This window comes from Nocardioides malaquae, from assembly GCF_015070385.1.
Classification (GTDB): domain Bacteria; phylum Actinomycetota; class Actinomycetes; order Propionibacteriales; family Nocardioidaceae; genus Nocardioides; species Nocardioides malaquae.
Genome location: NZ_JADCSA010000001.1, coordinates 1 through 22,846, shown reverse-complemented (window position 1 = coordinate 22,846; position 22,846 = coordinate 1). Strand labels below are relative to the sequence as shown.

At 71.5% G+C, this 22,846-nt stretch carries 20 protein-coding genes; 19 read left to right on the top strand and 1 reads right to left on the bottom strand.

Annotated features, from left to right (window positions below):
- Window positions 1–16 precede the first annotated feature (16 nt).
- The 8 genes from rpmI to pheT all read left to right on the top strand — a co-directional run bounded on the left by rpmI (window position 17) and on the right by pheT (window position 9,678).
- Window positions 17–211: a 50S ribosomal protein L35 gene (gene rpmI / locus IEQ44_RS00100; RefSeq protein ID WP_193636398.1), complete on the top strand. Its 195-nt coding sequence runs from the start codon at window positions 17–19 to the stop codon at window positions 209–211.
- 82 nt (window positions 212–293) lie between these two features.
- Window positions 294–677, top strand: a complete 384-nt coding sequence (gene rplT / locus IEQ44_RS00095; RefSeq protein WP_193636397.1) for a 50S ribosomal protein L20 — start codon at window positions 294–296, stop codon at window positions 675–677.
- An 8-nt stretch (window positions 678–685) separates the two neighbouring features.
- The gene (locus IEQ44_RS00090; protein WP_193636396.1) at window positions 686–1,465 is read left to right on the top strand and encodes a TrmH family RNA methyltransferase; all 780 of its coding nucleotides are present in this window, start codon (window positions 686–688) and stop codon (window positions 1,463–1,465) included.
- A 41-nt stretch (window positions 1,466–1,506) separates the two neighbouring features.
- The gene (locus tag IEQ44_RS00085) at window positions 1,507–2,553 is read left to right on the top strand and encodes a sensor histidine kinase (RefSeq protein ID WP_193636395.1); all 1,047 of its coding nucleotides are present in this window, start codon (window positions 1,507–1,509) and stop codon (window positions 2,551–2,553) included.
- Between the two features lie 78 nt (window positions 2,554–2,631).
- Window positions 2,632–3,327, top strand: coding sequence for a response regulator transcription factor (locus IEQ44_RS00080; protein WP_193636394.1), 696 nt, complete (start codon window positions 2,632–2,634; stop codon window positions 3,325–3,327).
- Window positions 3,324–5,900: a DUF4153 domain-containing protein gene (locus IEQ44_RS00075; RefSeq protein WP_193636393.1), complete on the top strand. Its 2,577-nt coding sequence runs from the start codon at window positions 3,324–3,326 to the stop codon at window positions 5,898–5,900. The genes IEQ44_RS00080 and IEQ44_RS00075 overlap by 4 nt, the downstream gene beginning before the upstream one ends.
- Before the next feature lie 188 nt (window positions 5,901–6,088).
- Window positions 6,089–7,186, top strand: coding sequence for a phenylalanine--tRNA ligase subunit alpha (pheS, locus tag IEQ44_RS00070; protein ID WP_193636392.1), 1,098 nt, complete (start codon window positions 6,089–6,091; stop codon window positions 7,184–7,186).
- Window positions 7,187–7,197: 11 nt separating this feature from the next.
- Window positions 7,198–9,678, top strand: a complete 2,481-nt coding sequence (gene pheT / locus IEQ44_RS00065; RefSeq protein WP_193636391.1) for a phenylalanine--tRNA ligase subunit beta — start codon at window positions 7,198–7,200, stop codon at window positions 9,676–9,678.
- A gap of 38 nt (window positions 9,679–9,716) precedes the next feature.
- Here pheT and IEQ44_RS00060 read toward each other — a convergent pair whose 3' ends face one another.
- Window positions 9,717–10,007, bottom strand: a complete 291-nt coding sequence (locus tag IEQ44_RS00060; protein WP_193636390.1) for a hypothetical protein — start codon at window positions 10,005–10,007, stop codon at window positions 9,717–9,719.
- Between IEQ44_RS00060 and IEQ44_RS00055 the strand changes: the two genes are divergently transcribed.
- The 11 genes from IEQ44_RS00055 (at window position 9,985) to argH (ending at window position 22,435) form a co-directional block, all read left to right on the top strand.
- Window positions 9,985–11,208: a GDSL-type esterase/lipase family protein gene (locus IEQ44_RS00055; RefSeq protein ID WP_193636389.1), complete on the top strand. Its 1,224-nt coding sequence runs from the start codon at window positions 9,985–9,987 to the stop codon at window positions 11,206–11,208. The two genes, IEQ44_RS00060 and IEQ44_RS00055, sit on opposite strands and share 23 nt — an antisense overlap.
- 62 nt (window positions 11,209–11,270) lie before the next feature.
- Window positions 11,271–13,148 (top strand): fibronectin type III domain-containing protein, encoded by a 1,878-nt coding sequence (locus tag IEQ44_RS00050; protein WP_193636388.1) that lies wholly within the window; start codon window positions 11,271–11,273, stop codon window positions 13,146–13,148.
- A gap of 58 nt (window positions 13,149–13,206) precedes the next feature.
- Window positions 13,207–14,250 carry an N-acetyl-gamma-glutamyl-phosphate reductase gene (argC, locus tag IEQ44_RS00045; RefSeq protein ID WP_193636387.1) on the top strand — a complete coding sequence of 348 codons (1,044 nt, stop codon included), beginning with the start codon at window positions 13,207–13,209 and terminating at the stop codon, window positions 14,248–14,250.
- On the top strand, window positions 14,247–14,651 hold the full coding sequence (locus IEQ44_RS00040; protein ID WP_319804384.1) for an ACT domain-containing protein: 405 nt from the start codon (window positions 14,247–14,249) through the stop codon (window positions 14,649–14,651). Before argC ends, IEQ44_RS00040 begins: the two co-directional genes overlap by 4 nt.
- 72 nt (window positions 14,652–14,723) lie before the next feature.
- Window positions 14,724–15,875 (top strand): bifunctional glutamate N-acetyltransferase/amino-acid acetyltransferase ArgJ, encoded by a 1,152-nt coding sequence (gene argJ, locus IEQ44_RS00035; RefSeq protein WP_193636386.1) that lies wholly within the window; start codon window positions 14,724–14,726, stop codon window positions 15,873–15,875.
- Window positions 15,872–16,807 carry an acetylglutamate kinase gene (gene argB, locus IEQ44_RS00030; RefSeq protein WP_193636385.1) on the top strand — a complete coding sequence of 312 codons (936 nt, stop codon included), beginning with the start codon at window positions 15,872–15,874 and terminating at the stop codon, window positions 16,805–16,807. Before argJ ends, argB begins: the two co-directional genes overlap by 4 nt.
- Window positions 16,804–18,006: an acetylornithine transaminase gene (locus IEQ44_RS00025; protein ID WP_193636384.1), complete on the top strand. Its 1,203-nt coding sequence runs from the start codon at window positions 16,804–16,806 to the stop codon at window positions 18,004–18,006. Before argB ends, IEQ44_RS00025 begins: the two co-directional genes overlap by 4 nt.
- Window position 18,007: 1 nt before the next feature.
- Complete coding sequence (gene argF, locus IEQ44_RS00020) at window positions 18,008–18,931, top strand: ornithine carbamoyltransferase (RefSeq protein ID WP_193636702.1); 924 nt, start codon at window positions 18,008–18,010, stop codon at window positions 18,929–18,931.
- Entirely contained in the window at window positions 18,928–19,521 is a 594-nt protein-coding gene (locus tag IEQ44_RS00015; protein ID WP_193636383.1) for an arginine repressor, read from the top strand. The genes argF and IEQ44_RS00015 overlap by 4 nt, the downstream gene beginning before the upstream one ends.
- Window positions 19,518–20,954, top strand: a complete 1,437-nt coding sequence (gene argG / locus IEQ44_RS00010; protein ID WP_193636382.1) for an argininosuccinate synthase — start codon at window positions 19,518–19,520, stop codon at window positions 20,952–20,954. The genes IEQ44_RS00015 and argG overlap by 4 nt, the downstream gene beginning before the upstream one ends.
- Before the next feature lie 41 nt (window positions 20,955–20,995).
- Window positions 20,996–22,435, top strand: a complete 1,440-nt coding sequence (gene argH, locus IEQ44_RS00005) for an argininosuccinate lyase (protein ID WP_193636381.1) — start codon at window positions 20,996–20,998, stop codon at window positions 22,433–22,435.
- The last annotated feature ends 411 nt before the right edge of the window (window positions 22,436–22,846 follow it).

The window sequence follows — 22,846 nt, the reverse complement described above, 5'->3', positions numbered from 1 at the left end:
GAGAGAGGGCATCCAGATGCCGAAGAACAAGAGCCACTCCGGTGCCGGCAAGCGCTTCCGCGTGACCGGCTCGGGCAAGATCCTTCGCGAGAAGGCCGGCAAGCGCCACAACCTCGAGAAGAAGGCTTCCAAGGTCACCCGTCGCCTGACCGGCACCGTCGAGGTCGCCGCCGCCGACGTGCCCCGCGCCAAGAAGCTGCTCGGCCGCTGAGCCTGGCGTCGAAGCCCCACCCCCGAACTAGCGGCGGCTGCCAGTGAGGCGGTCTGCCGGCCCAAGCAACAAGGAGTAAGAAATGGCACGCGTCAAGCGGGCAGTCAACGCCCAGAAGAAGCGCCGGGTCGTCCTCGAGCGCGCCTCGGGCTACCGCGGTCAGCGTTCGCGCCTCTACCGCAAGGCCAAGGAGCAGGTCACCCACTCCCTGGTCTACAATTACAACGACCGCCGCAAGAACAAGGGCAACTTCCGCAAGCTGTGGATCCAGCGCATCAACGCTGCCGCCCGCGCCAACGGCATGACCTACAACCGCTTCATCCAGGGCCTCAACCTGGCCGGCGTCGAGGTCGACCGCAAGATCCTGGCCGAGCTGGCCGTCAACGACGCCCCGGCCTTCGCCGCGCTCGTCGAGACCGCCAAGGCCGCGCTGCCCGAGGACGTCAACGCCCCCAAGGCCTCCTGACCCCTCACGTGAACACTCCTCTGTCGCACGCGAACAGCCGCGTCAAGGAGGCACGGAAGCTCAGCCGCCGCTCGGTGCGAACCGAGCGGCGGCTTTTCCTTGCCGACGGCCCGAAGGCCGTCGAGGGTGCCCTCTCGGTGCCCGACTGCGTCGTCGAGGTCTTCGCCACCGTGAGGGCCGCCGACGAGCACGCACAGCTCCTGGCCGACGCGCCCCAGGTCTGGCTGGTCGAGGACCGCGCCATGGAGTCGCTCTCCGACTCGGTCACCCCGGCCGGCGTCGTGGCGGTCTGCCGTTTCCTCGACGTGCCCCTCTCCGACGTCCTGGCCCGTTCCCCGCGGCTCCTCACGGTGTGCGCCGACGTCCGTGACCCCGGGAACGCCGGCACGGTCATCCGTACGTCCGACGCCGCCGGCGCCGCGGCCGTCGTGCTGGCCGGCCACAGCGTCGACCCCTACAACCCCAAGACCGTCCGCGCCACGGTCGGGAGCCTCTTCCACCTGCCCGTGGTCATCGCCACCGATCCCGGCGAGGTCGTCTCCGAGCTGAGGTCGGCGGGTCTGCGCGTCCTCGCTGCCGACGGCGGTGGAGAGCGCGACCTCTTCGAGGTCGACCTGACGCCGCCCACCGCCTGGCTCCTGGGCAACGAGGCCTGGGGGCTGCCCGACGAGCTTGCCGGCCTCGCCGACGAGCGGGTCGCCATCCCGATCCACGGCCGGGCCGAGAGCCTCAACCTGGCCACCGCCGCCGCGGTCTGCCTGTACGCGAGCGCACGGGCCCACCGCTGACCTCCCCGGCCGGTTGGTCTCCGTCTGGCTAGATTGTCCAGATGACTCCCGACTGGTGTGACGCCCTGCCCGACGGGGTCGTGGTGGCGGACGGCAGTGGCGTCGTCACGGTCGTCAACGCCATGGCCCGGTCCATGCTGGGACCCCACGCCCGGGCCGGCCACCACCTGCGCGACGTGCTCGCGCTGGTCGACCAGCACGGCACCACCTGGTGGGAGACCCACGAGCCCTACGGCGGGCTGGGCATCCGGTCCGGCATCCCCGAGCAGTCGTGGCTCCTGCCCGACGGTCACGAGGTGCTCGTCGCGGCGCGCCTGCAGCGCAGCGGCCCGGGCGCACCCGTCGAGCGCGTGGCGCTCACCTTGCGCAGCGGACGGGGCCGGGCGCGCCTGGACCGGGAACGTTCCGACCTGGTGGCGACCGTGGCCCACGAGCTCCGGTCGCCGCTCACGGGGGTCAAGGGATTCGTCCAGGCGATGCTGAACCGCTGGGACGTGCTGAGCGACGAGCAGAAGAAGCTGATGCTGACGACCGTCAACGCCGACGCGGCCCGGCTCACCCGCCTGATCGCCGAGCTGCTCGACGTCGCCCGCCTCGACACCGGTCGGCTGAGCATCTATCCCCGCGAGGTGGGGGTGGAGGTGCTGCTCCGACGCGTGGTCGACTCGGTGGGTGCAGCCACGTCCCGCCCGGTGGAGCTGGAGGTCGGCGAGCCGGACCTCGAGGTCTTCGCCGACCCGGACAAGTTCACCCAGGTGGTCACCAACCTCGTCGAGAACGCGGTGCGCCACGGTGACGGCCGCGTGGTGGTCTCGGTGGCCGCGCTGCCGGCCGGCGCCGACCACCCAGGCGTCTCCGTGACCGTCAGCGACGAGGGAGAGGGGATCCCCGAGGACCTCCGTCGGCGGGTGCTCACCAAGTTCTGGACCCAGGGCGGAAGCACCGCCGGCAGTGGCCTGGGCATGTACATCGCCTCGGGCCTCACCCGCGCCCACGGCGGTGAGCTGGAGATCGGGGACCGACCGGGTGGGGGAGCCTCGGTCACCGTGCGGTGGCCCTCGGTGGACCGCCGCGACCAGGTGCGCTGAGATCTCCGCCCGAGTCTGCACAGGATCTTCACGCAGGGTGACGCCTTCCTGCACGCCCTCGGGCCTAGGGTCGTCGCCATGGAGAGACGCACCGTGCTGGTGGTGGAGGACGAACGCGCCATCAGTGACGCCCTGGCCGACCGTTTCCGCGCCGAGGGCTATGACGTCGAGCAGGCCTTCGACGGGCCGTCGGCGGTGGCGGCCGCGGCCGAGGCCCGCCCGGACGTGGTGGTGCTCGACGTGATGCTGCCCGGCTTCGACGGTCACGAGGTCTGTCGTCGCATCCAGGCAGACCGGCCGGTGCCGGTGCTGATGCTCACCGCCCGTGACGAGGAGTCCGACGTGCTGGTGGGCCTGGGGATCGGGGCCGACGACTACCTCACCAAGCCGTTCCGGATCCGCGAGGTGGTCGCTCGGGTGGCCGCGCTGCTGCGCCGGGTCGAGCGCGCCTCGCAGCTGGGTCCGGCGGACGCGAACAGCTCCGACCGGTTGGTGTGGGTCGACCTGGAGGTCGACCTCGCGCAGCGGCGGGTGCGCACGGCCGGCACCGAGGTCCACCTCACCCGCACCGAGTTCGACCTGCTGGCGGTGCTGGCGCGACAACCCGGAAGGGTGCAGAGCCGGGAGCGGCTGCTGGCCGAGGTCTGGGAGTGGGTCGACGCGGCCGGCACCCGCACCGTCGACAGCCACATCAAGGCGCTGCGCGCCAAGATCGGCGCGGAGCGGATCCGCACGGTGCACGGCGTCGGTTACGCGCTGGAGACGGAGTCGTGAGCACGCTCCTGTCGCGGGTGGACTCCATCAAGGTCAAGCTGGGCCTGCTGGTGGTGGCCACCGTCCTGGTCGCCGCGGTCGTCGCCCTCGTCGGCAGTGCCGCCGGCGTGCCGGCGTGGCTGAGCCTGCCGGTCACCCTGCTCCTGGCGTTGGCGGTCACCCAGCTGCTCGCCGCCGGCATGGTGGCGCCACTGCAGGAGATGACCCGCGCGGCCCAGGCCATGGCCCGGGGTGACTACGGGGCCCGGGTGGTGACCACCAACGCCGACGAGGTGGGCCGGCTGGCGCGTTCCTTCAACGCCATGGCGGCCGACCTCGGACGCGTCGACGTCGAGCGCAGGGACCTCATCGCCACGGTCTCCCACGAGCTGCGTACGCCCGTGGCGGCGCTGAGTGCCCAGCTGGAGAACCTCGCGGACGGGGTCGTGGAGCCCACCCCCGAGCGGCTGGCCTCGACGTTGGCCTCCGCAGAACGCCTCGGTGACCTGCTCGGCGACCTGCTCGCCCTCTCGCGCCTGGAGGCAGGCGTGGTCTCCCTGGACCCGTCGCCGGTGACGTTGGGCCCGCTCGTCGACGAGTGCGTGGCCGAGGTGGAACAGGCCGGTCGCCACGTGAAGGTCCGGGCTGCGGTGCCTGACGACCTCGTCGTCGCGGTGGATCCCGCGCGGATGCGCCAGCTCCTGGTCAACGTGCTCGACAACGCTGCCCGCCACTCGCCATCCGACGCCGAGGTCGAGGTGGTGGCCGGGCGTACGTCCGAGGTCTGGTGGTTGGAGGTGCTCGACGCCGGGCGAGGGGTGGCGCGCGAGGACCGGGAACGCGTCTTCGAGCGATTCGGGACCGACCCCGACGGTGGGGGGACAGGGCTCGGCCTGGCCGTCTCGCGATGGGTCGCGCGACTTCATGGCGGGTGGTTGGGGTTCCTCGACCCCGAGGAGGAGCGCGGTGGAGCCCGGCTCCGGCTGGAGGTGCCCGTCGAGGTGCCCGTGCAGGCGCAGCGTGCCACGTCACCGGCGGACGCGGGGGTGTCGCCGGTGCGTGTGCAGGAGGAGGAGGAGTCCGGGGCGGTGGCCGTCGCCGTCGCCGACGTCGACCCTGACTCTGCGGACACGTTCACGGTGCTCACCGCGGGCCGCTGGGCCGAACGACGGCCCGGGCGGGCGCCTCGACTCGTGCTGGCCGCTGCGTCGGTCGGCCTGCTGGGCGCCGTCACACTCGTCGACCACCTTCCCGGCCTGGGCTGGGCCCTGGTCCTGGTGGCCGCCGGTGCGGTGGCGTGGACCGCGTCGCACCGACGTACCGCCCGCTTCACCCTGCTCTGCGCCGCCCTGGCCACGGCATCGGTCCTGGGCATGGTGGTGCACTCCCACCCGGCGGTGGTGACGGTCGCCGTGCTCAGCGCGGCCGCCACGTTCCTTGCAGGAGTGACCGACGCCCGCACCTTGCGGGGGATCCTCCTCGCCGGTGCCGCCTGGCCGGCGTCGGCGCTGCGAGGGCTGCCGTGGCTCGGTCGCACCCTCCAGGGATCGACGGGGGCGCGGGGAGTCGCGGTGGCCCGGACGGCGGTGGCCACCGTCGTCGGCCTGCTCGTCTTCGGCTTCCTGCTGGTCTCGGCGGACCCGGTGCTGACGCAGTGGGTCGGCCGGGTGGTGCCCGATGTCCGGATCGACGAGTTCGTGTCGCGCGCCTTCGTGGCCCTCGCCGTGGGCGGCATGACCCTCGCAGCTGCCTACTTGGCCCGCAACCCTCCGGAGGTCGACCCGCGGCCCGGTCACGGGATCGTCGCGCGCAACCGGTGGGAGTGGGTGGTGCCGGTCCTCACGGTGGCCGCCGTCTTCATGGTCTTCCTCGCCGTCCAGGTGACCACGGTGGTCGGGGGCGACGCCTACGTCCGGCGGACGGTGGGGCTCACGTACAGCGAGTACGCCCGTCGCGGCTTCTTCCAGCTGGTGCTGGCGACCGCCCTGGCCCTCGTCGTGGTCTGGTCGGCCGGTCGGCGCGCGGGCTCCTCCGTGGGCGACCGGCGGTGGCTGCGGGCCTCGACGGGACTGCTCTGCGTGCTCGTGCTCGGAGTCGTGGCGACGGCACTGGGACGGCTGGGCGTCTACCAGGACGCGTACGGCTACACGGTGCCGCGCGTGATGGCCTACCTGGTCGAGGGCTGGTTGGGCCTTGTCGTCCTGGCCGTCGTCGTGCTGGGTGCCGCCGGGCGTACGGCCTGGGTGCCGAGGGTGGCACTCGTGTCGGGCGCAGCGGTGGTGGTGGGACTGTCGTGGTTCAACACCGGCGGCTGGGTGGCCGACCGCAACATCGACCGCTTCGAGGCCACCGGACGTCTCGACGTGGCCTACCTGGGCAGCCTGGGGGGCGGTGCGCTGCCGACGGTCGTCGACCGGCTCACTCCAGAGCAGGCGGCCTGCGTGGCCTCGTGGGGCCCCTACGGCGGGCCGGAGGACCCGCTGGCCGAGGGGTGGCTCTCCTGGAGCTGGGACCGCAGCGCGGCCCGGACGGCGCTGGAGGAGCTCGGTGAGGTGGCGGTCGAGGCGGACCAGTGCGTCGCGGAGCTCGGCTGACGAGGCGTAGGATGGGCGTCGTGGAGCACCTCCGGCGATTTAGCAGCCCCGGGCCCGTGGCGGGCCGGGGGATCTGAGCGCGCCGCACTCCAGGCGTACGCCGACTCCGCCGCCGGGTCCGGGGAGCACCCCCGTCCTCGTCAGACCTAGAATCTGCGGCGTCCTCGTACGCTGCTGGAAAGGGAGCCATGTCCGGCCCCAACAACGACTACGACCCCGTCGAAGTGACCCCGCTCAAGGCCGAGGAGGTCGAGGCCGCCCGTGACGCCGCGCTCGCGGCCGTCGCCGCGGCCGGCGACCTCGACGAGCTCAAGCAGGCGCGGCTCGACCACGCCGGCGACCGCTCGCCCCTCGCCCTGGCCAACCGTGAGATCGGTGCGCTGCCGCCCCAGGCGCGCAAGGAGGCCGGTCAGCGGATCGGCCAGGCCCGTGGCGCGGTCAACAAGGCGATCGCCGCGCGCCAGACCGTGCTCGAGGCCGAGCACGAGGAGCGGATGCTCGTCACCGAGACCGTCGACGTCACGCTGCCGACGACCCGCCGGCGCCGTGGCTCGCGCCACCCCCTCACCATGCAGTCCGAGCTCATCGCCGACATCTTCGTCGCGATGGGCTGGGAGATCGCCGAGGGCCCGCTGGTGGAGGCCGAGTGGCTCAACTTCGACGCCCTCAACCTCGGGCCGGACCACCCCGCGCGCACCATGCAGGACACGTTCTGGACCGAGCCGGCCGAGAACCACGTGGTGCTGCGCACCCAGACCTCCCCGGTGCAGGCCCGCACGATGCTCACCCGCAGGCCGCCGATCTACATCGCGTGCCCCGGGCGCGTCTTCCGCACCGACGAGTACGACGCCACCCACAGCCCGATGTTCCACCAGGTGGAGGGTCTGGTGATCGACGAAGGCATCTCGATGGCCCACCTCAAGGGCGCCCTCGACCACTTCGCGGCGCGGCTCTTCGGCGAGGGCATCGGCACCCGCTTCCGGCCGTCGTACTTCCCCTTCACCGAGCCCAGCGCCGAGGTCGACCTGCTCTGCTTCGTGTGCCGGGGAGAGGACTCCGACTCCTGCCGCACCTGCAAGGGCGAGGGCTGGATCGAGTGGGGTGGCTGCGGCGTGGTCAACCCACGCGTCCTGGTCGCCTGCGGCGTCGACCCCGAGGTCTACTCGGGCTTCGCCTTCGGCATGGGGGTGGACCGATCGTTCATGTTCCGCCACGAGCTCGAGGACCTGCGCCCGCTCTTCGAGGGCGACGTGCGCTTCGCGTCCGCTTTCGGCACTGAGATCTGAGGAGTAGAACGATGAAGGCACCTGTCTCCTGGATCAAGGAGTACGTCGACGTCCCCGAGGGCGTCACCACCGCCGAGCTCACCCGTCGGCTCACCATGACCGGGCTCAAGCTCGAGGCGATTGTCAGCCCCGGCGCCGCCATCAGCGGACCGCTGGTCATCGGCCGCGTCCTCACCAAGGAGCCCGAGCCGCAGAAGAATGGCAAGGTCATCAACTGGTGCACCGTCGACGTCGGCGACGCCAACGGCACAGGTGAGCCCCAGGGCATCGTCTGCGGAGCGCACAACTTCGAGCCCGGCGACCTGGTCGTGGTCGTCCTGCCCGGTGCGGTGCTGCCCGGCGACTTCGCGATCGCCGCGCGCAAGACCTACGGCCACGTGTCCGCGGGCATGATCTGCTCCTCCCAGGAGCTCGGGATCGGCAGTGACCACGACGGCATCATCGTGCTGCGAGCCGACGCGGGGGAGCCGGGACAGGACGTCCGGCCGGTGCTGGGGCTCGACGAGGAGGTCATCGAGTTCGAGGTCAACCCCGACCGCGCCTACGGCCTCAGCCTGCGTGGCATCGCCCGCGACGTCCTCGTCTCGGTCGAGGGCGCCTCGAACTTCCGGGACCCTGCCCTGCGCGACACCCCGGCGGCCAACGACGCCGGTCACCCGGTCGTCCTCGAGGACGCCGTCGGCTGCCCGGTCTTCGTCGCGCGCAAGGTCACCGGCTTCGACCCGACGGCGCCGACCCCGGCCTACATCGCCGACCGGCTCACCAGTGCGGGCATGCGTTCGATCTCGCTCGCGGTCGACGTCACCAACTACGTGATGCTCGAGACCGGGCGTCCGATCCACGGCTACGACGCCGACAAGCTGCAGGGCCCGATCGTCGTCCGTCGCGCGGTGGCGGGGGAGAGCCTCACCACCCTGGACGGGACCCGTCGCGAGCTGCACCCCGAGGACCTGGTCGTCACCGACGACTCGGGGATCATCGGCCTGGGCGGCGTGATGGGCGGCGAGACGACCGAGATGGGGGAGACCACCACCTCGATCCTGGTCGAGTCGGCCCACTGGGATGCCGTGGCGATGTTCCGCACGGGCAAGCGCCACAAGATCACCTCCGAGGCCGGCAAGCGCAACGAGCGTGGCGTCGACCCCACCATCTGCGAGGCAGCCGCCGACCGCGTGGTGGAGCTGCTCGTGGAGCACGGCGGCGCCACCGCCGACCCCGGCGTCACCGTCGTGGGCACGCCTCCCGGCATGCCGCAGATCACCGTCGCCGGCGACAAGGCCGCGCGGGTCTCGGGCATGGACATCTCCGAGGCCACCGCCGTCGAGGCGCTGCGTGCCGTCGGGTGCGAGGTGTCCGGCACGGGCACGTTGACCGTGGTGCCCCCGCCGTGGCGCCCGGACATGACCGACCCGCAGGACACCACCGAGGAGGTCATCCGCCTCGTCGGCTACGACAAGGTGCCGTCGGTGCTGCCGGTCCCGCCCGCCGGACGTGGGCTCACCCGGGCCCAGCAGCTGCGCCGTCGGCTCAGCCGGGCCGTGGCGGCGGAGGGCTACACCGAGGTCGTCACCTTCCCGTTCGTCGGTGAGGCCGACTTCGACGCCCTCGGCATCGCCACCGACGACGAACGCCGCCGGGCCCTGCGCCTGGCCAACCCCCTCAACAACGAGGCCCCGTTCATGACCACGACGCTGTTGCCCGGGCTGCTGCGCTGCGCCGCCCGCAATGTCGGGATCGGCGCCTCCTCGTTCGGGGTCTTCGAGACCACGACCGTCACCGTGCCCACCGGCGGCGTCGCGCCGATCCTGCCGGTCGACCGGGCTCCGAGCGCCGAGGAGTTCGCCGCACTGGAGGCGGCCGTCCCGCACCAGCCGCTCCACCTGGCCCTCGTGGCCGTGGGAGAGGCCGACGGTTCCGGCTGGTGGGGCGAGGGCCGTGCCGTCACGTGGGCCGACGCGGTCGACGCCGTGCGAGCCGTGGCCGAGTCGGTCGGCCTGGGTGTCGACGCGAGGGGCGTCGAGGTCGCACCCTGGCACCCGGGTCGCTGCGCCGAGCTCAGTGTCGCGGGTCAGGTCGTCGGTCACGCCGGTGAGCTGCACCCGAAGGTGTGCGCCACGCTGGGCCTGCCCCGTGGCTCCGTGGCGGCCGAGGTCGACCTTGACGTGTTCATCGAGCGCGCCGTGCACCTGCGGAAGGCTCCGGTCTTCGCCACCCAGCCGATGGCCAAGGAGGACGTGGCGCTCTCCGTCGCAGCCGACGTGCCGGCTGCGGACGTCGAGGCCGCGCTGCGCCAGGGGGCGGGCGACCTCCTCGAGTCGATCAGGCTCTTCGACGTCTACACGGGGGAGCAGGTGGGCGAGGGCCGCAAGTCGCTGGCCTACGCGCTGCGGTTCCGGGCCCCCGACCGGACGCTGACCGAGAAGGAGACCGCTGCGTTCCGTGAGGCCGCGGTGGCCCACGCCGTCGAGCAGGTGGGCGCGATCCAGCGCTGAGAGCCGCAACCTTCCGCCTCGCCTCGGCCCACGTCCCACTACACGGGACGTGGGCCGACGGTGTTCCGTCGCAGTCGTCGCTCTGCTTCGATGACCAGCATGGAGAGTCGGGGGAGCAGTACGCGGCAGAGCAGCAGAAGACATGGCCGCAGGGGATGGAGCAGGAGCAGGCGAGGCAGGACGGGGTGGAGAGCGACCGCAGCCCTGTGCGCCACGGCGATGGGCCCGGTCGGCGCCGCGGCAACCGTCCCGGCGTCCGTGCCGGCCGCCGGGGACGCGCAAGGGCGCGCAGCCGAGGAGGCAACGGTGCTCGTCGTGGGCGACTCCATCACCCACGCGTCGGTGGGCGACTACTCCTGGCGCTACTTCGCCTGGCGGCACCTGCAGGCCAGCGGTGCCCGGGTCGACTTCGTCGGCCCCCGTCAGGACCCCTACGTGGGCGAGGGGTCTCCGTGGACGCCGCAGTACGCCGACCCGCACTTCGACCAGGACCACGCAGCGGCCTGGGGAGACCGCATCTCCTACCTCCCGATGCACGACCGGGAAGCGCTGATGACGACCTACCGTCCCGACGTGGTTGTCCTCGCGCTCGGCACCAACGACCTCGGATGGATGCGGGTGCCACCGGCAGACGTGCTCGCTGCGACGAGGGCCTGGGTCGAGGCGAGCCGCACCGACGTGCCGGGCCTCGACGTCGTCCTGGTGGAAGTGCCCTGGACCACCCACGCGCCCGCCATGGAGTACAACGCGCTGCTGGGGTCGCTCGCCACGCACCTGGACACGCCTGAGGAGCGCGTCACGGTCGCCCGGGCAGCCGAGGGCTACACGATGGGCCGTGACGACGACCTGCCCGCCGACACCTACGACCAGGTCCACCCCAACACTCGGGGACAGGTGCGCATCGCCGCCGCGGTGACGGACGCCCTGGCCGGCCTGGGAGTGGGTCTGCCGTACCCCCGTCCGTTGGTGTTCCCCGCCGAGGGGCCACGGGTGGTGCCTGTGCTCGAGCAGCACAGCGGCGAGCAGGAAGGCACCTTGAGGTGGAGCGTGCCGCCAGGGGCGACGAGCTTCGACGTCTGGATGCGGGAGCACCCCGCCCCTTGGCAGCGGCGCGCCCGCGCCCACCCGGCGGCGAGCTACGTCGTGACCGGGATCGAGCCCTGTCAGGCCTACGACTTCCGGGTGCTGGCTCGCAAGGGGTGGACCGTCGCCGGGCACGACGTGGCCTCTCCCGTCGTACGTGTGCGGGTCGGCCCCAAGGTCACGGAGAGGCCGCGGCCTAGGCTGCGAGCAGGTGCTCGGCAGGTGCGGCTGCGGTGGGAGAGCGTCGACGGTGCCTGCCAGTACAGGTTCAGGGCCGTCACCCGTTCGCAGCGAGGCAGGGTCGTGACCTCGAAGGTGGTGGACCGGCCTCGCGCCGTGCTGCGCAGGGTTCCGGCCGACAGTGTGGTCAGGGTGCGCGTCCGGGCCGAAGGAGCCCGCAACGCGGGACCGTGGTCCCGGACGCGGGTCAGGCGCGTCCGACGCTGACCACGGCACTTGTTGTGCTGTTCTCCGGTCGGTTGGGGTGCGCATGAGGTACGAATGACCCCATGCGTTCCGGGGCGAGCAGGCTGCTGGTCGGCCTGCTCGGGGCCGTCCTGGTCGGTGGCACCGTCGCTCCGGTCGGGGCCGCGCCGGACGCGGGGCCGGTCGAGCCCGTCAGGATCGCCCTGGTGGGTGACTCGATCACCCATGGATCCAGCGGTGACTGGACGTGGCGCTACTTCCTGGCCCAGCACCTGGCGTCTGCGGGGACAGAGGTCGACTTCGTCGGCGCCCGCGACGGGGTGTACGACCCGGTCGACGACGACTGGGACGACAGCACGAGTCCGCGTGGCTCGCAGGCCTACGCCGACCCTCACTTCGACCGTGACCACCAGGCCCTCTGGGGTGAGTCCGTCTCGATGACGCCCGGTGTCGTGCGCAGGGTGGTGGCCGACCATGACGCCGACGTCGTCGTGCACGCCACGGGCTTCAACGACCTGACGTGGCTGCGGGTCGCGCCCGTCGAGCTGCTCCAACGCGTCAGGACGCAGGTGGACGAGGCGAGGGCGGTGAACCCCGACGTGCGCGTGGTGCTGGCCGCGCCCATGGTGGATGCTGACCACTGGGACCAGTTCCCCGTGGCCGCCTACGCCGCGCTGATGGTCTCCGAGGCGCCGGGTTGGAGCACCCCGACGTCGCCGGTGGTGGTGGTCACCCCTCCGGTCGACCTCCGGGCGACGGGGGAGGGGCCCGAACGGGACACCTGGGACGGTGCACACCCTGACACCTCGGGTCAGATCAAGATCGCTGCGGTGGTTGCCGAGGCGCTGGCCCACGTGGGTGTCGGTCACGGTGCCGCACCAGAGTTGCCGGCGCCGGTCGAGGGACTGCGCAGCGGTTCGGCCCTGACCGTGTCGCTCGACGAGGGGACCGGGTCGCAAGTCCTGACGTGGACAGGACCTCCCGGAGCCACCGGGCACGACGTGTGGATGTCCGTCGACGGGGGAGCGTACGTCGAGATCGCTGCCGACGTCCGGGGGCGTCGCCACGTGTTGTCCTCGCTCGTGGAGGGGCACGACTACTCCTTCAGGGTCGTGGCCCGGAAGTATGCGGTGCGTTCTGCCGACGACCAGTTCTCGGCTCCGGTCCAGGTGCGCCTCGGGGACGCGACCGAGGCGCCGACGGAGACGCCGACGGAAACGCCGACCGAGACGCCGACTGAGACGCCGACGGAAACGCCGACCGAGACGCCGACTGAGACGCCGACTCCGACGGAGACCCCGACTCCGACTCCCACCGTGACTCCGACCGCGACCGTGACTCCGACCGCGACGCCGACTCCGACCGCGACGCCCACAGCGACTCCCACCGCGACGCCCACAGCGACTCCCACCGAGCCGCCCACGAGCGAGCCGAGACCCCCGGCCGTGCGCCGCCTCCGGGTGATGCCCGGTGACCGCCGTCTCCGGGTCCGCTGGAGGGAGGTCGAGGGAGCCGTCAGCTATCGCGTGGAGTGGCGGAAGCGGGGAGGGCGCTCCCCGTGGCGCCAACGCATCGTGACCTCCGGGGCCGCCGTGATCGACGGTCTGGTCGCAGGCGCCCCCTACCGGGTCAGGGTGCGGGGCCTCACTCCGCAAGGAGTCACCGCGCCCACGGCGCGCGTCGCCCGCACTCGGGGCCCCAGGCTGGCCCGTGTGTCGCGACTCATGGGCTCGGTGGACGAGGCCCGACTCGTCCTGCGGTGGAGCAAGGTGCGCCGAGCCACTCACTACCGGGTCGAGCTGCGGCGAGACGCGCAGCGGTGGCGCGTGGTGCGCGACCACGTCCGCCGCCCCGGCGCCACGGTGCGGCTCCGACCGGGTCGCTATGTTGTCCGGGTCCGGGCGATGCACCAGCAGTGGTCGGGGCCGGCCTCGCGTCGCCTCATGATGCGTCTGCGCTGACGGTGTCCCCACTCGACCCCACCCGTGGATGACAAGGCATACGTTTGTATGTATTGTTATGCAGGTGAGTGACGACAAGATCAAGGTTGCCGTGGCAGGAGCCTCGGGTTACGCCGGCGGTGAGGTGTTGCGACTGCTGCTCGGGCACCCTGGCGTGGAGATCGGTGCCCTGACGGGTGGGTCCAACGCGGGTGAGTCCTTCGGGCGTCTCCAGCCCCACCTGGTGCCGCTCGCGGACCGGGTCCTCGAGGCGACCACGCCCGAGACGCTCGCCGGCCACGACGTGGTCTTCCTGGGGCTGCCCCACGGGCAGTCTGCGGAGATCGCCACGGCGCTGCCCGAGAGCACCGTCGTCATCGACTGCGGAGCCGACTTTCGACTGACCGACGCGTCGGCGTGGGAGAAGTTCTACGGGTCACCTCACGCCGGTTCATGGCCCTACGGCCTGCCCGAGCTGCCCGGACAGCGCGAGGAGCTCGCCGGGGCCACCCGGATCGCCGTGCCCGGCTGCTACCCCACCGTCTCGAGCATCACGATCGCCCCGGCCCTCGCTGCGGGACTGGTGGAGCCCGAGGTCACCGTGGTGGCGGCCAGTGGCACCAGCGGCGCGGGAAAGGCCGCCAAGCCCCACCTGCTCGGCTCCGAGGTCATGGGCAACGCCAGCGCCTACGGCGTCGCCGGCACCCACCGGCACACGCCCGAGATCGTCCAGAACCTCACCCGCGTCGCGGGTGCCCGGGTCTCGGTCTCCTTCACCCCCTTGCTGGTCCCGATGCCACGCGGCATCATCGCCACCGTGCAGGCACCGTTGGCGGGCGACGTGAGCGCCGAGCAGGCCCGGGCGGCGTACGCCACGGCGTACGAGGACGAGCAGTTCGTCCACCTCCTGCCCGAGGGCCTCTGGCCCCAGACCCAGTCGGTGCTGGGCAGCAACGCGGTGCACGTCCAGGTGACCGTCGACCCCGAGGCTCGCCGCCTGGTGGCGGTCGGCGTCGTCGACAACCTGGCGAAGGGCACCGCCGGCGCGGCCGTGCAGTGCATGAACATCGCCCTGGGGCTCCCCGAGGCGACCGGACTCTCGACCGTGGGGATGGCACCGTGACCGAGAAGCAGACGTTCACCATCGAGCAGTTCCCCGAGCAGGTCGCCGTGGTGCGGCTGGGCCCGGGGGCGCCGATCCCCGAGTGGGCGGAGTCGTCCTCGATCTTCTCGGTGACCGCGACCGCGACCGAGACCTCCTTGGTGTGCGCGGCCCGCAACGTGCCCACCAAGGCCAGGCACGAGCGGTCCTTCACCGCCTTCGCCGTGAAGGGGCCGCTGGAGTTCGACCAGGTCGGCGTCCTCGTGGCCCTGCTGACGCCGCTGGCCGAGGCCGGCATCAGCGTCTTCACGCTCTCCACGTTCGACACCGACTGGGTCCTGGTGCGCAAGCCGCAGGCCGAGGCTGCAGCGGAGGCCTGGCGAGGACAGGGGCACACCGTGGCCCCGGCCGTCCCTGCCTGAGCGCAGCGCCGCCGCCCCGCGTGTGACCCCGCCCCGCCGACCACTCGCCGCGCTCTTTCCGAAAGGCTCACCGTGAGCATCACTGCCCCTGCTGGTTTCATGGCCAGCGGCGTCGCCGCCGGACTCAAGTCCACCGGCGCCAAGGACCTCGCCCTGGTCGTCAACACCGGGCCCCGCTTCGACTCGGCCACCGTCTTCACCGCCAACCGCTGCAAGGCCAACCCGGTGCTCTGGAGCCAGGAGGTCGTCAAGGACGGCGTCGTGCGCGCCGTCGTGCTGAACTCTGGCGGCGCCAACTGCTACACCGGCGCCGAGGGATTCCAGACCACGCACGCCGTCGCCGAGAAAGTGGCCGAGAAGGTCGGCATCGGTGCGATCGACGTGGTCGTCTGCTCCACCGGCCTCATCGGCCTGGTCAACTCCCGCGACGACCTGCTCGCCGGTGTGGAGTCGGCGCACGCCGCGCTGTCGGCCGACGGCGGTGGTGACGCCGCCGAGGCGATCATGACCACCGACTCGGTCTCCAAGCAGTGCGTGGTCGAGGGTCCTGGCTGGAAGGTCGGGGGCATGGCCAAGGGCGCCGGCATGCTCGCCCCGCAGCTCGCCACCATGCTCGTGGTCATCACGACCGACGCCGTGGTCTCCGCCGCCGACCTCGACACCGCGCTGCGGGCCGCCACCCGGGTCTCCTTCGACCGGCTCGACTCCGACGGCTGCATGTCGACCAACGACACGGTGACCGTGATGGCCAGCGGCGCCAGCGGCATCACCCCCGGGCTCGACGACTTCACCGAGGCGCTCACCCAGGTCTGCACCGACCTGGCGATGCAGCTGCTCAAGGACGCGGAGGGGGCCGACCACGAGATCGCCATCACCGTGGTCAACGCGGCCTCCGAGGACGAGGCCGTCGAGGTCGGACGGTCGATCGCCCGCAGCAACCTCTTCAAGGCCGCGATCTTCGGCAACGACCCCAACTGGGGCCGGGTGCTGGCCTCGGTCGGCACCACACAGGCCGCCTTCGACCCCGCCGACCTCGACGTGGCGATGAACGGTGTCTGGGTCTGCCGCCGCTCCACGCCCCACGAGGACCCCGCCACCGTCGACCTCACCCCCCGAGACGTCACGGTCACCGTCGACCTGAAGGCCGGCGACGCCCGCGCCACCGTCTGGACCAACGACCTGACCCATGCCTACGTGCACGAGAACAGCGCCTACAGCTCATGAGCGAGAAGATGACGACCCGACCTGATCCCAAGAAGGCCGCGACGCTGGCCGCCGCCCTGCCCTGGCTGAAGCGCTACCACGGCCGCACCATCGTGGTGAAGTACGGCGGCAACGCGATGACCGACGACGCGCTGAAGGTGGCCTTCGCCGAGGACATCGCCTTCCTGCGCTTCGCCGGCTTCCGCCCGGTCGTGGTCCACGGCGGTGGCCCGCAGATCAACCGGATGCTCACCAAGCTCGGCATCGAGTCGGAGTTCCGGGGAGGGCTGCGGGTCACGACGCCGGAGGCCATGGACGTCGTGCGGATGGTCCTCGTGGGCCAGGTGCAGCGTGAGCTCGTCGGGCTCATCAACTCCCACGGCCCGTTGGCCGTGGGGCTCTCGGGTGAGGACGCCGGGCTCTTCACGGCCCGCGCCACCCACACGGTCGTGGACGGCGAGGAGGTCGACCTCGGCCTCGTGGGCGAGGTGGCGAAGGTGCGCCCCGAAGCCGTGCTCGACCTGGTGGAGGCCGGCCGGATCCCGGTCATCTCGAGCGTGGCACCCGACGTGAGCGGGCAGGTGCACAACGTCAACGCCGACACCGCGGCGGCCGCGCTGGCGGTCGCGTTGGGTGCTGAGAAGCTGCTCGTGCTCACCGACGTCGAGGGCCTCTACCGCGACTACGGCAACTCCGACGACGTCATCCAGGAGATCAGCCCCGAGTCCCTGGCGGAGATGCTGCCCACCCTCGACTCGGGCATGGTGCCCAAGATGCGCGCCTGCTACGACGCCGTCAGCGGGGGAGTGCCGCGCGCCACCGTCGTGGACGGGCGGGAGGTCCACGCCGTCCTGCTGGAGATCTTCACCGACGAGGGCGTCGGCACCCAGGTGCTCCCCGGCGTCGAGACCAAGCTGCGCAAGCCCTACACCGACGAGGAGGCCACGGCATGAACCAGACGCCTCCCACGGGCTGGTCGGAGGACTACCGGGCCGGACTGATGAACACCTACGGCGTGCCCAAGCTGCTGCTGACGCGCGGACGAGGAGCCCACGTCTGGGACGTCGAGGGCAACGAGTACGTCGACATGCTGGCCGGCATCGCGGTCAACTCGCTCGGCCACGCCCACCCCGCGCTGGTGGCGGCGGTGACCGACCAGCTCGCGACGTTGGGGCACGTCTCGAACCTGTTCGCGAGCCAGCCCCAGGTTGTCCTCGCCCAGCGCCTGGTCGACCTGCTGGGTGCCGGTCCGCAGAGCCGGGTCTTCTTCTCCAACTCGGGCACGGAGGCCAACGAGGCGGCGTTCAAGCTGACCCGGCGCACCGGGCGTACAAAGATCGTCGCCTGCCTGGAGGGCTTCCACGGACGCACGATGGGAGCTCTGGCGCTCACCGCCAACGAGGCCTACCGCACTCCCTTCGAGCCGTTGCCCGGAGACGTGACCTGGGTGCCCTTCGGCGATGTCGAGGCGCTGGCGGACGCCGTTGACGACGAGACCGCGGCCGTGGTCGTGGAGCCCCTCCAGGGCGAGGCCGGGGTCAACCAGCCACCTGCCCGCTACCTGGCTGCGGTCCGTGAGATCACCTCGCGCCACGGTGCCCTGATGTGGCTCGACGAGATCCAGACCGGGGTCGGTCGCACCGGCACCTGGTTCGCGCACCAGAACCCGCGCCTCGTGGACGGCACGGTCGTGCCTGACGTCGTCACCCTGGCCAAGGGCCTGGCCGGCGGGCTGCCGATCGGCGCGACGATCGCCACCGGGGCCGCGGCCGAGCTCCTGGTGCCCGGCAACCACGGCACCACCTTCGGCGGCAACCCGGTCTCGACGGCCGCAGCCCTGGCCGTGCTCGACGTCATCGAGCGCGACGGTCTGCTGGCGCACGCCGTGGCGCTGGGTGCGCTGCTCCGGGACGGGCTGCTCGCCGACCCCCGGGTGGTCGAGGTGCGCGGCGCCGGCCTGATGCTGGGACTCAGCCTCGCTGACTCCGTGGACACCTCCCGGGTGGTCGAGGCCGGCCATCGCCACGGCTTCATCCTCAACGTGCCGCGTCCGGGACGGGTGCGTCTGGTGCCGCCCCTGGTCCTCACCCACGAGGACGCGGAGAAGTTCCTGGCGACGTTCCCCGCCATCCTCGACGAGGCCGGTGCCTGAGGTGCGTCACCTTCTCGCCGACGACGACCTCAGCCCCGCTGAGCAGGCCACGGTGCTCGACCTGGCTGCCACGCTCAAGGCCGCCCCGTACGACCACAAGCCGCTGGCGGGGCCCGTCACGGTCGCGATGATCTTCGACAAGCCGACCCTGCGCACCCAGTCGTCCTTCGCCGCCGGCATCGCGGAGCTGGGCGGTCACCCGATGCTCGTCGACGGTGCGCTGGCCGGCATCGGCGTGCGCGAGTCCGTGTCCGACGTGGCGCGCGTGCTGGGCCGCCAGGCCGGACAGGTCGTCTGGCGCACCTTCGCCCAGGCGTCGCTCGAGGAGATGGCCGAGCACGCCGGCGTGCCCGTGATCAACGCGCTCACCGACGACTTCCACCCCTGCCAGCTGCTGGCTGACCTGCTCACCATCAGGGAGCACAAGGGCGCGCTGTCCGGGTTGCGCGCGGTCTTCCTGGGTGACGCCGCCTGCAACATGGGCAACTCGTGGGCCCTGGCCGGGGCCACCGCCGGCATGCACGTCGTGCTCTCCGGTCCCGACGGACACCAGCCGACCGACGCGGTCGTGGCCCGGGCCCGGGCCGTCGCGGCGACCACGGGGGGTTCCGTCGAGCTCGTCACCGACCCGGCCGAGGCCGTCGCCGACGCCGACGTGGTGGTGACCGACACGTGGATCTCGATGGGCAAGGAGGACGAGGCCGCGGCTCGCCTCGCGGTCCTCGAGCCCTACCGCCTCGACCAGCGGCTGCTCGACCGGGCCCGCCCGGACGCCGTCGTGCTGCACTGCCTGCCCGCCTACCGCGGCAAGGAGATCACCGGCGAGGTGCTCGACGGACCTGCCAGCGTGGTCTGGGACGAGGCCGAGAACCGCCGCCACGTCCAGAAGGCCGTCATGACCTGGCTGCAGGAGCAGCGGCCATGAGCGCGATCAGCCCGAGCACCAAGGGCGCTCGCCACTCCCGCATCACCGACCTGGTGAGCCACCGCGAGGTGCGCTCGCAGACCGAGCTCGCCGCCCTGCTCGCCGCCGAGGGCTTCCACGTCACCCAGGCCACGCTGAGCCGCGACCTGGTCGAGCTCGACGCCGTCAAGGTCCGCACCCCCGAGGGCGTCCTCGTGTACGCCGTCCCCGGCGAGGGCGGCGACCGCTCACCCGTGGCTCCGCGCGAGAGCCCGGCCGCGCTGGACCGCATCTCGCGCCTGTGCGGAGAGCTCCTCGTCAGCGCCGAGGCAAGCGCCAACCTCGTGGTGCTGCGTACGCCCCCGGGCGCCGCCCAGTTCCTGGCCAGCGCGTTCGACCGGGCCGAGTTCCACGACGTCCTCGGTTCCATCGCCGGTGACGACACCGTCCTCGTCATCGCCCGAGACCCGGCCGGGGGCGCCGCGCTCGCTGAGCGCTTCGTCACCCTGGCCAACCAGCACGGCGGCGGTGCTCCACCGGACTCCGTCGCGCAGACTTCTCCCAACCCCACCCACACCTCCGTCAGCAGCACAGCAAAGGACGCCCAGTGAGCAAGGTCCTCACCTCCCTCCCCGTCGGCGAGCGCGTCGGCATCGCCTTCTCCGGTGGCCTCGACACCTCGGTCGCCGTCGCGTGGATGCGCCACCACGGTGCCGTCCCGTGCACCTACACCGCCGACATCGGCCAGCCCGACGAGCCGGACATCTCCGGAGTCCCGGACCGGGCGAAGCTCTACGGCGCCGAGATCGCCCGCGCCGTCGACATCAAGCCCCAGCTGGTCGAGGAGGGTCTCGCGGCGCTCGCCTGCGGTGCTTTCCACATCCGATCGGGTGGGCGGGCCTACTTCAACACCACCCCGCTGGGCCGTGCCGTCACCGGCACCCAGCTGGTGCGCGCGATGATGGAGGACGGCGTCAACATCTGGGGCGACGGCTCCACCTACAAGGGGAACGACATCGAGCGGTTCTACCGCTACGGCCTCATGGCCAACCCGGCCCTGCAGATCTACAAGCCGTGGCTCGACGCCGACTTCGTCTCCGAGCTCGGTGGCCGCTCGGAGATGAGTCAGTTCCTGCTGGAGCACAACCTGCCCTACCGCGACTCGGTGGAGAAGGCCTACTCGACCGACGCCAACATCTGGGGTGCGACCCACGAGGCGAAGACCCTCGAGCACCTCGACGTCTCCCTGGAGACCGTCGAACCGATCATGGGCGTGAAGTTCTGGGACCCCTCGGTGCAGATCGAGACCGAGGACGTCACCGTCCAGTTCGTGGCGGGGCGCCCGGTGGCCCTCAACGGACGCGAGTTCGCCGACCCGGTGGCGCTGGTCACCGAAGCCAACGTCATCGGCGGCCGGCACGGCCTGGGCATGAGCGACCAGATCGAGAACCGGATCATCGAGGCGAAGTCGCGCGGCATCTACGAGGCGCCGGGCATGGCGCTGCTCTGGATCGCCTACGAGCGCCTGGTCAACGCGATCCACAACGAGGACACGGTCGCGCAGTACCACAACGAGGGTCGCAAGCTCGGTCGTCTCCTCTACGAGGGCCGCTGGCTGGACCCGCAGGCGCTGATGATCCGCGAGTCCATCCAGCGCTGGATCGCCTCCCTCGTCACCGGGGAGGTGACCCTCCGTCTGCGCCGCGGCGAGGACTACACCGTCCTGCGCACCGACGGCCCTGCCTTCTCCTACCACCCGGAGAAGCTGTCGATGGAGCGCACCGAGAACGCCGCCTTCGGCCCGCTCGACCGCATCGGCCAGCTGACCATGCGCAACCTCGACATCGCCGACTCGCGCGCCAAGCTCGAGCAGTACGCCAACCAGCCGCTCGACCAGGGGCAGGTGCTCGTCGAGCACGGCACGCTCTTCGGTGAGCTCCCCGCTGGCGGCGCCGACGTGATCACCGCGAACCCCGACGTGGCCGACGAGGCCGACGTCGACGCGGCCAACGACCACGCGGCGTTCGAGTTCGGCGCCGACTGAGCGCGGTCAGCCGAGACAGTTCGAGACCTACGAGGAGCACTGTGAGCAGCGCAGGGAACAGCAACGGGTCCACCACCAACGAGGGCAAGCTCTGGGGCGGCCGGTTCGCCGGTGGCCCGTCGCCGGAGCTGGAGGCGCTGTCGCGCTCCACCCACTTCGACTGGCGGTTGACGCCCTACGACCTGGCGGGTTCCCGGGCCCATGCCAACGCGTTGCACCGCTCAGGGCTGCTGACCGACGCCGACCACGCGGAGCTCCTGCGTGGGCTCGACGTGCTGGGGGAGCGGTACGCCAGTGGGGAGCTGCGCCCCGACTTCTCGGACGAGGACGTCCACGGTGCCCTCGAGCGGTTGCTCATCGCGGAGGTCGGCGCGGAGGTCGGCGGACGGTTGCGCGCGGGCCGCAGTCGCAACGACCAGGTCGCCACCCTCTTCAAGATGTTCCTGCGTGACCACGGCCGGTCGGTGGCCGAACGGGTGCTCGACCTCGTCGACGCGCTCGCCGTGCAGGCGGAGGCCGCCGGTGAGGCAGTCATGCCCGGACGGACCCACCTGCAGCACGCCCAGCCGGTGTTGCTGGCCCACCACCTGCTGGCCCACGCGTGGCCGTTGCTGCGCGACGTCGACCGCTTCGCCGACTGGGACCGCCGGGTCGCGGCCGACTCTCCCTACGGCTCTGGCGCGCTCGCCGGCCAGACGTTGGGGCTCGACCCCGAGGCCGTCGCCACGGAGCTCGGCTTCACCGGGTCGAGCGGGAACTCCATCGACGGCACCGCCAGCCGGGACTTCGTGGCCGAGTTCGGCTTCGTGTGTGCGATGGTCGGCGTCGACGTCAGCCGCCTGGCCGAGGAGGTCATTCTCTGGTCGACGCGCGAGTTCGACTTCGTGACGCTGCACGACTCCTGGTCCACCGGGTCGAGCATCATGCCGCAGAAGAAGAACCCCGACATCGCTGAGCTCGCCAGGGGCAAGGCCGGGCGCCTGATCGGCAACCTGTCGGGCCTCCTGGCCACGCTCAAGGCGCTGCCCCTCGCCTACAACCGGGACCTCCAGGAGGACAAGGAGCCCGTCTTCGACTCCGTCGACACCCTTGAGGTGCTGCTGCCCGCGTTCACCGGGATGGTGGCCACCCTGGAGTTCAACACCGCGCGGATGGCCGAGCTGGCCCCCCAGGGGTTCTCGCTCGCCACTGACATCGCCGAGTGGCTGGTGCGGGAGGGGACCCCCTTCCGGGTGGCGCACGAGGTGGCGGGCGCCTGCGTCCGGGTGGCGGAGGCCGACGGCATCGAGCTGCACGAGCTCACCGACGAGCAGTTCGCCGCGATCTCGCCCGCCCTGACTCCCGCTGTACGTCAGGTGCTCACAGTCGCAGGCTCGGTCGAGGCGCGCACGGGGCGCGGGGGCACCGGTCCGGTCCAGGTCGCCAAGCAGCTCACGGAGGTCCGCGAGCGGTCCTCCTCGCTGCGGGCTCAGCTCGCCTGAACGGCCCAACCCGGCACCGATCCGTCTCTGACCTGCGGTTTTGTGTGGGGGTGGCCCCCGGTTTTGTGTGGTGGTGGGGGGTGGGTTAATGTTCTTCTTGTCGCCGCGAGGGACAGCCTCCCGGGCCAGAAGGCCTGGATCTGAGGGTGTTGGTGTTGTGGTGGCAGACAAGTGGGTCCGGTCGGTTTGACGGTCTCCGGCTGGCGGACTAGGGTTCGTCGGGTTGCCCTGGAACGAAGCAGCTTCGGTTGTGGGATCTGGGTGTGCTTGATCCTTGAGAACTCAACAGTGTGTCATAGTCGACGAATTAGTTTGATATGCCCCGTCGGCATCAGTCTTTTGGTTGGTGTCGATGGATTTCTTTGACAATGAATTCTGACAACGTAAGTTAGTCAGGGTTTGTTCTTGTCG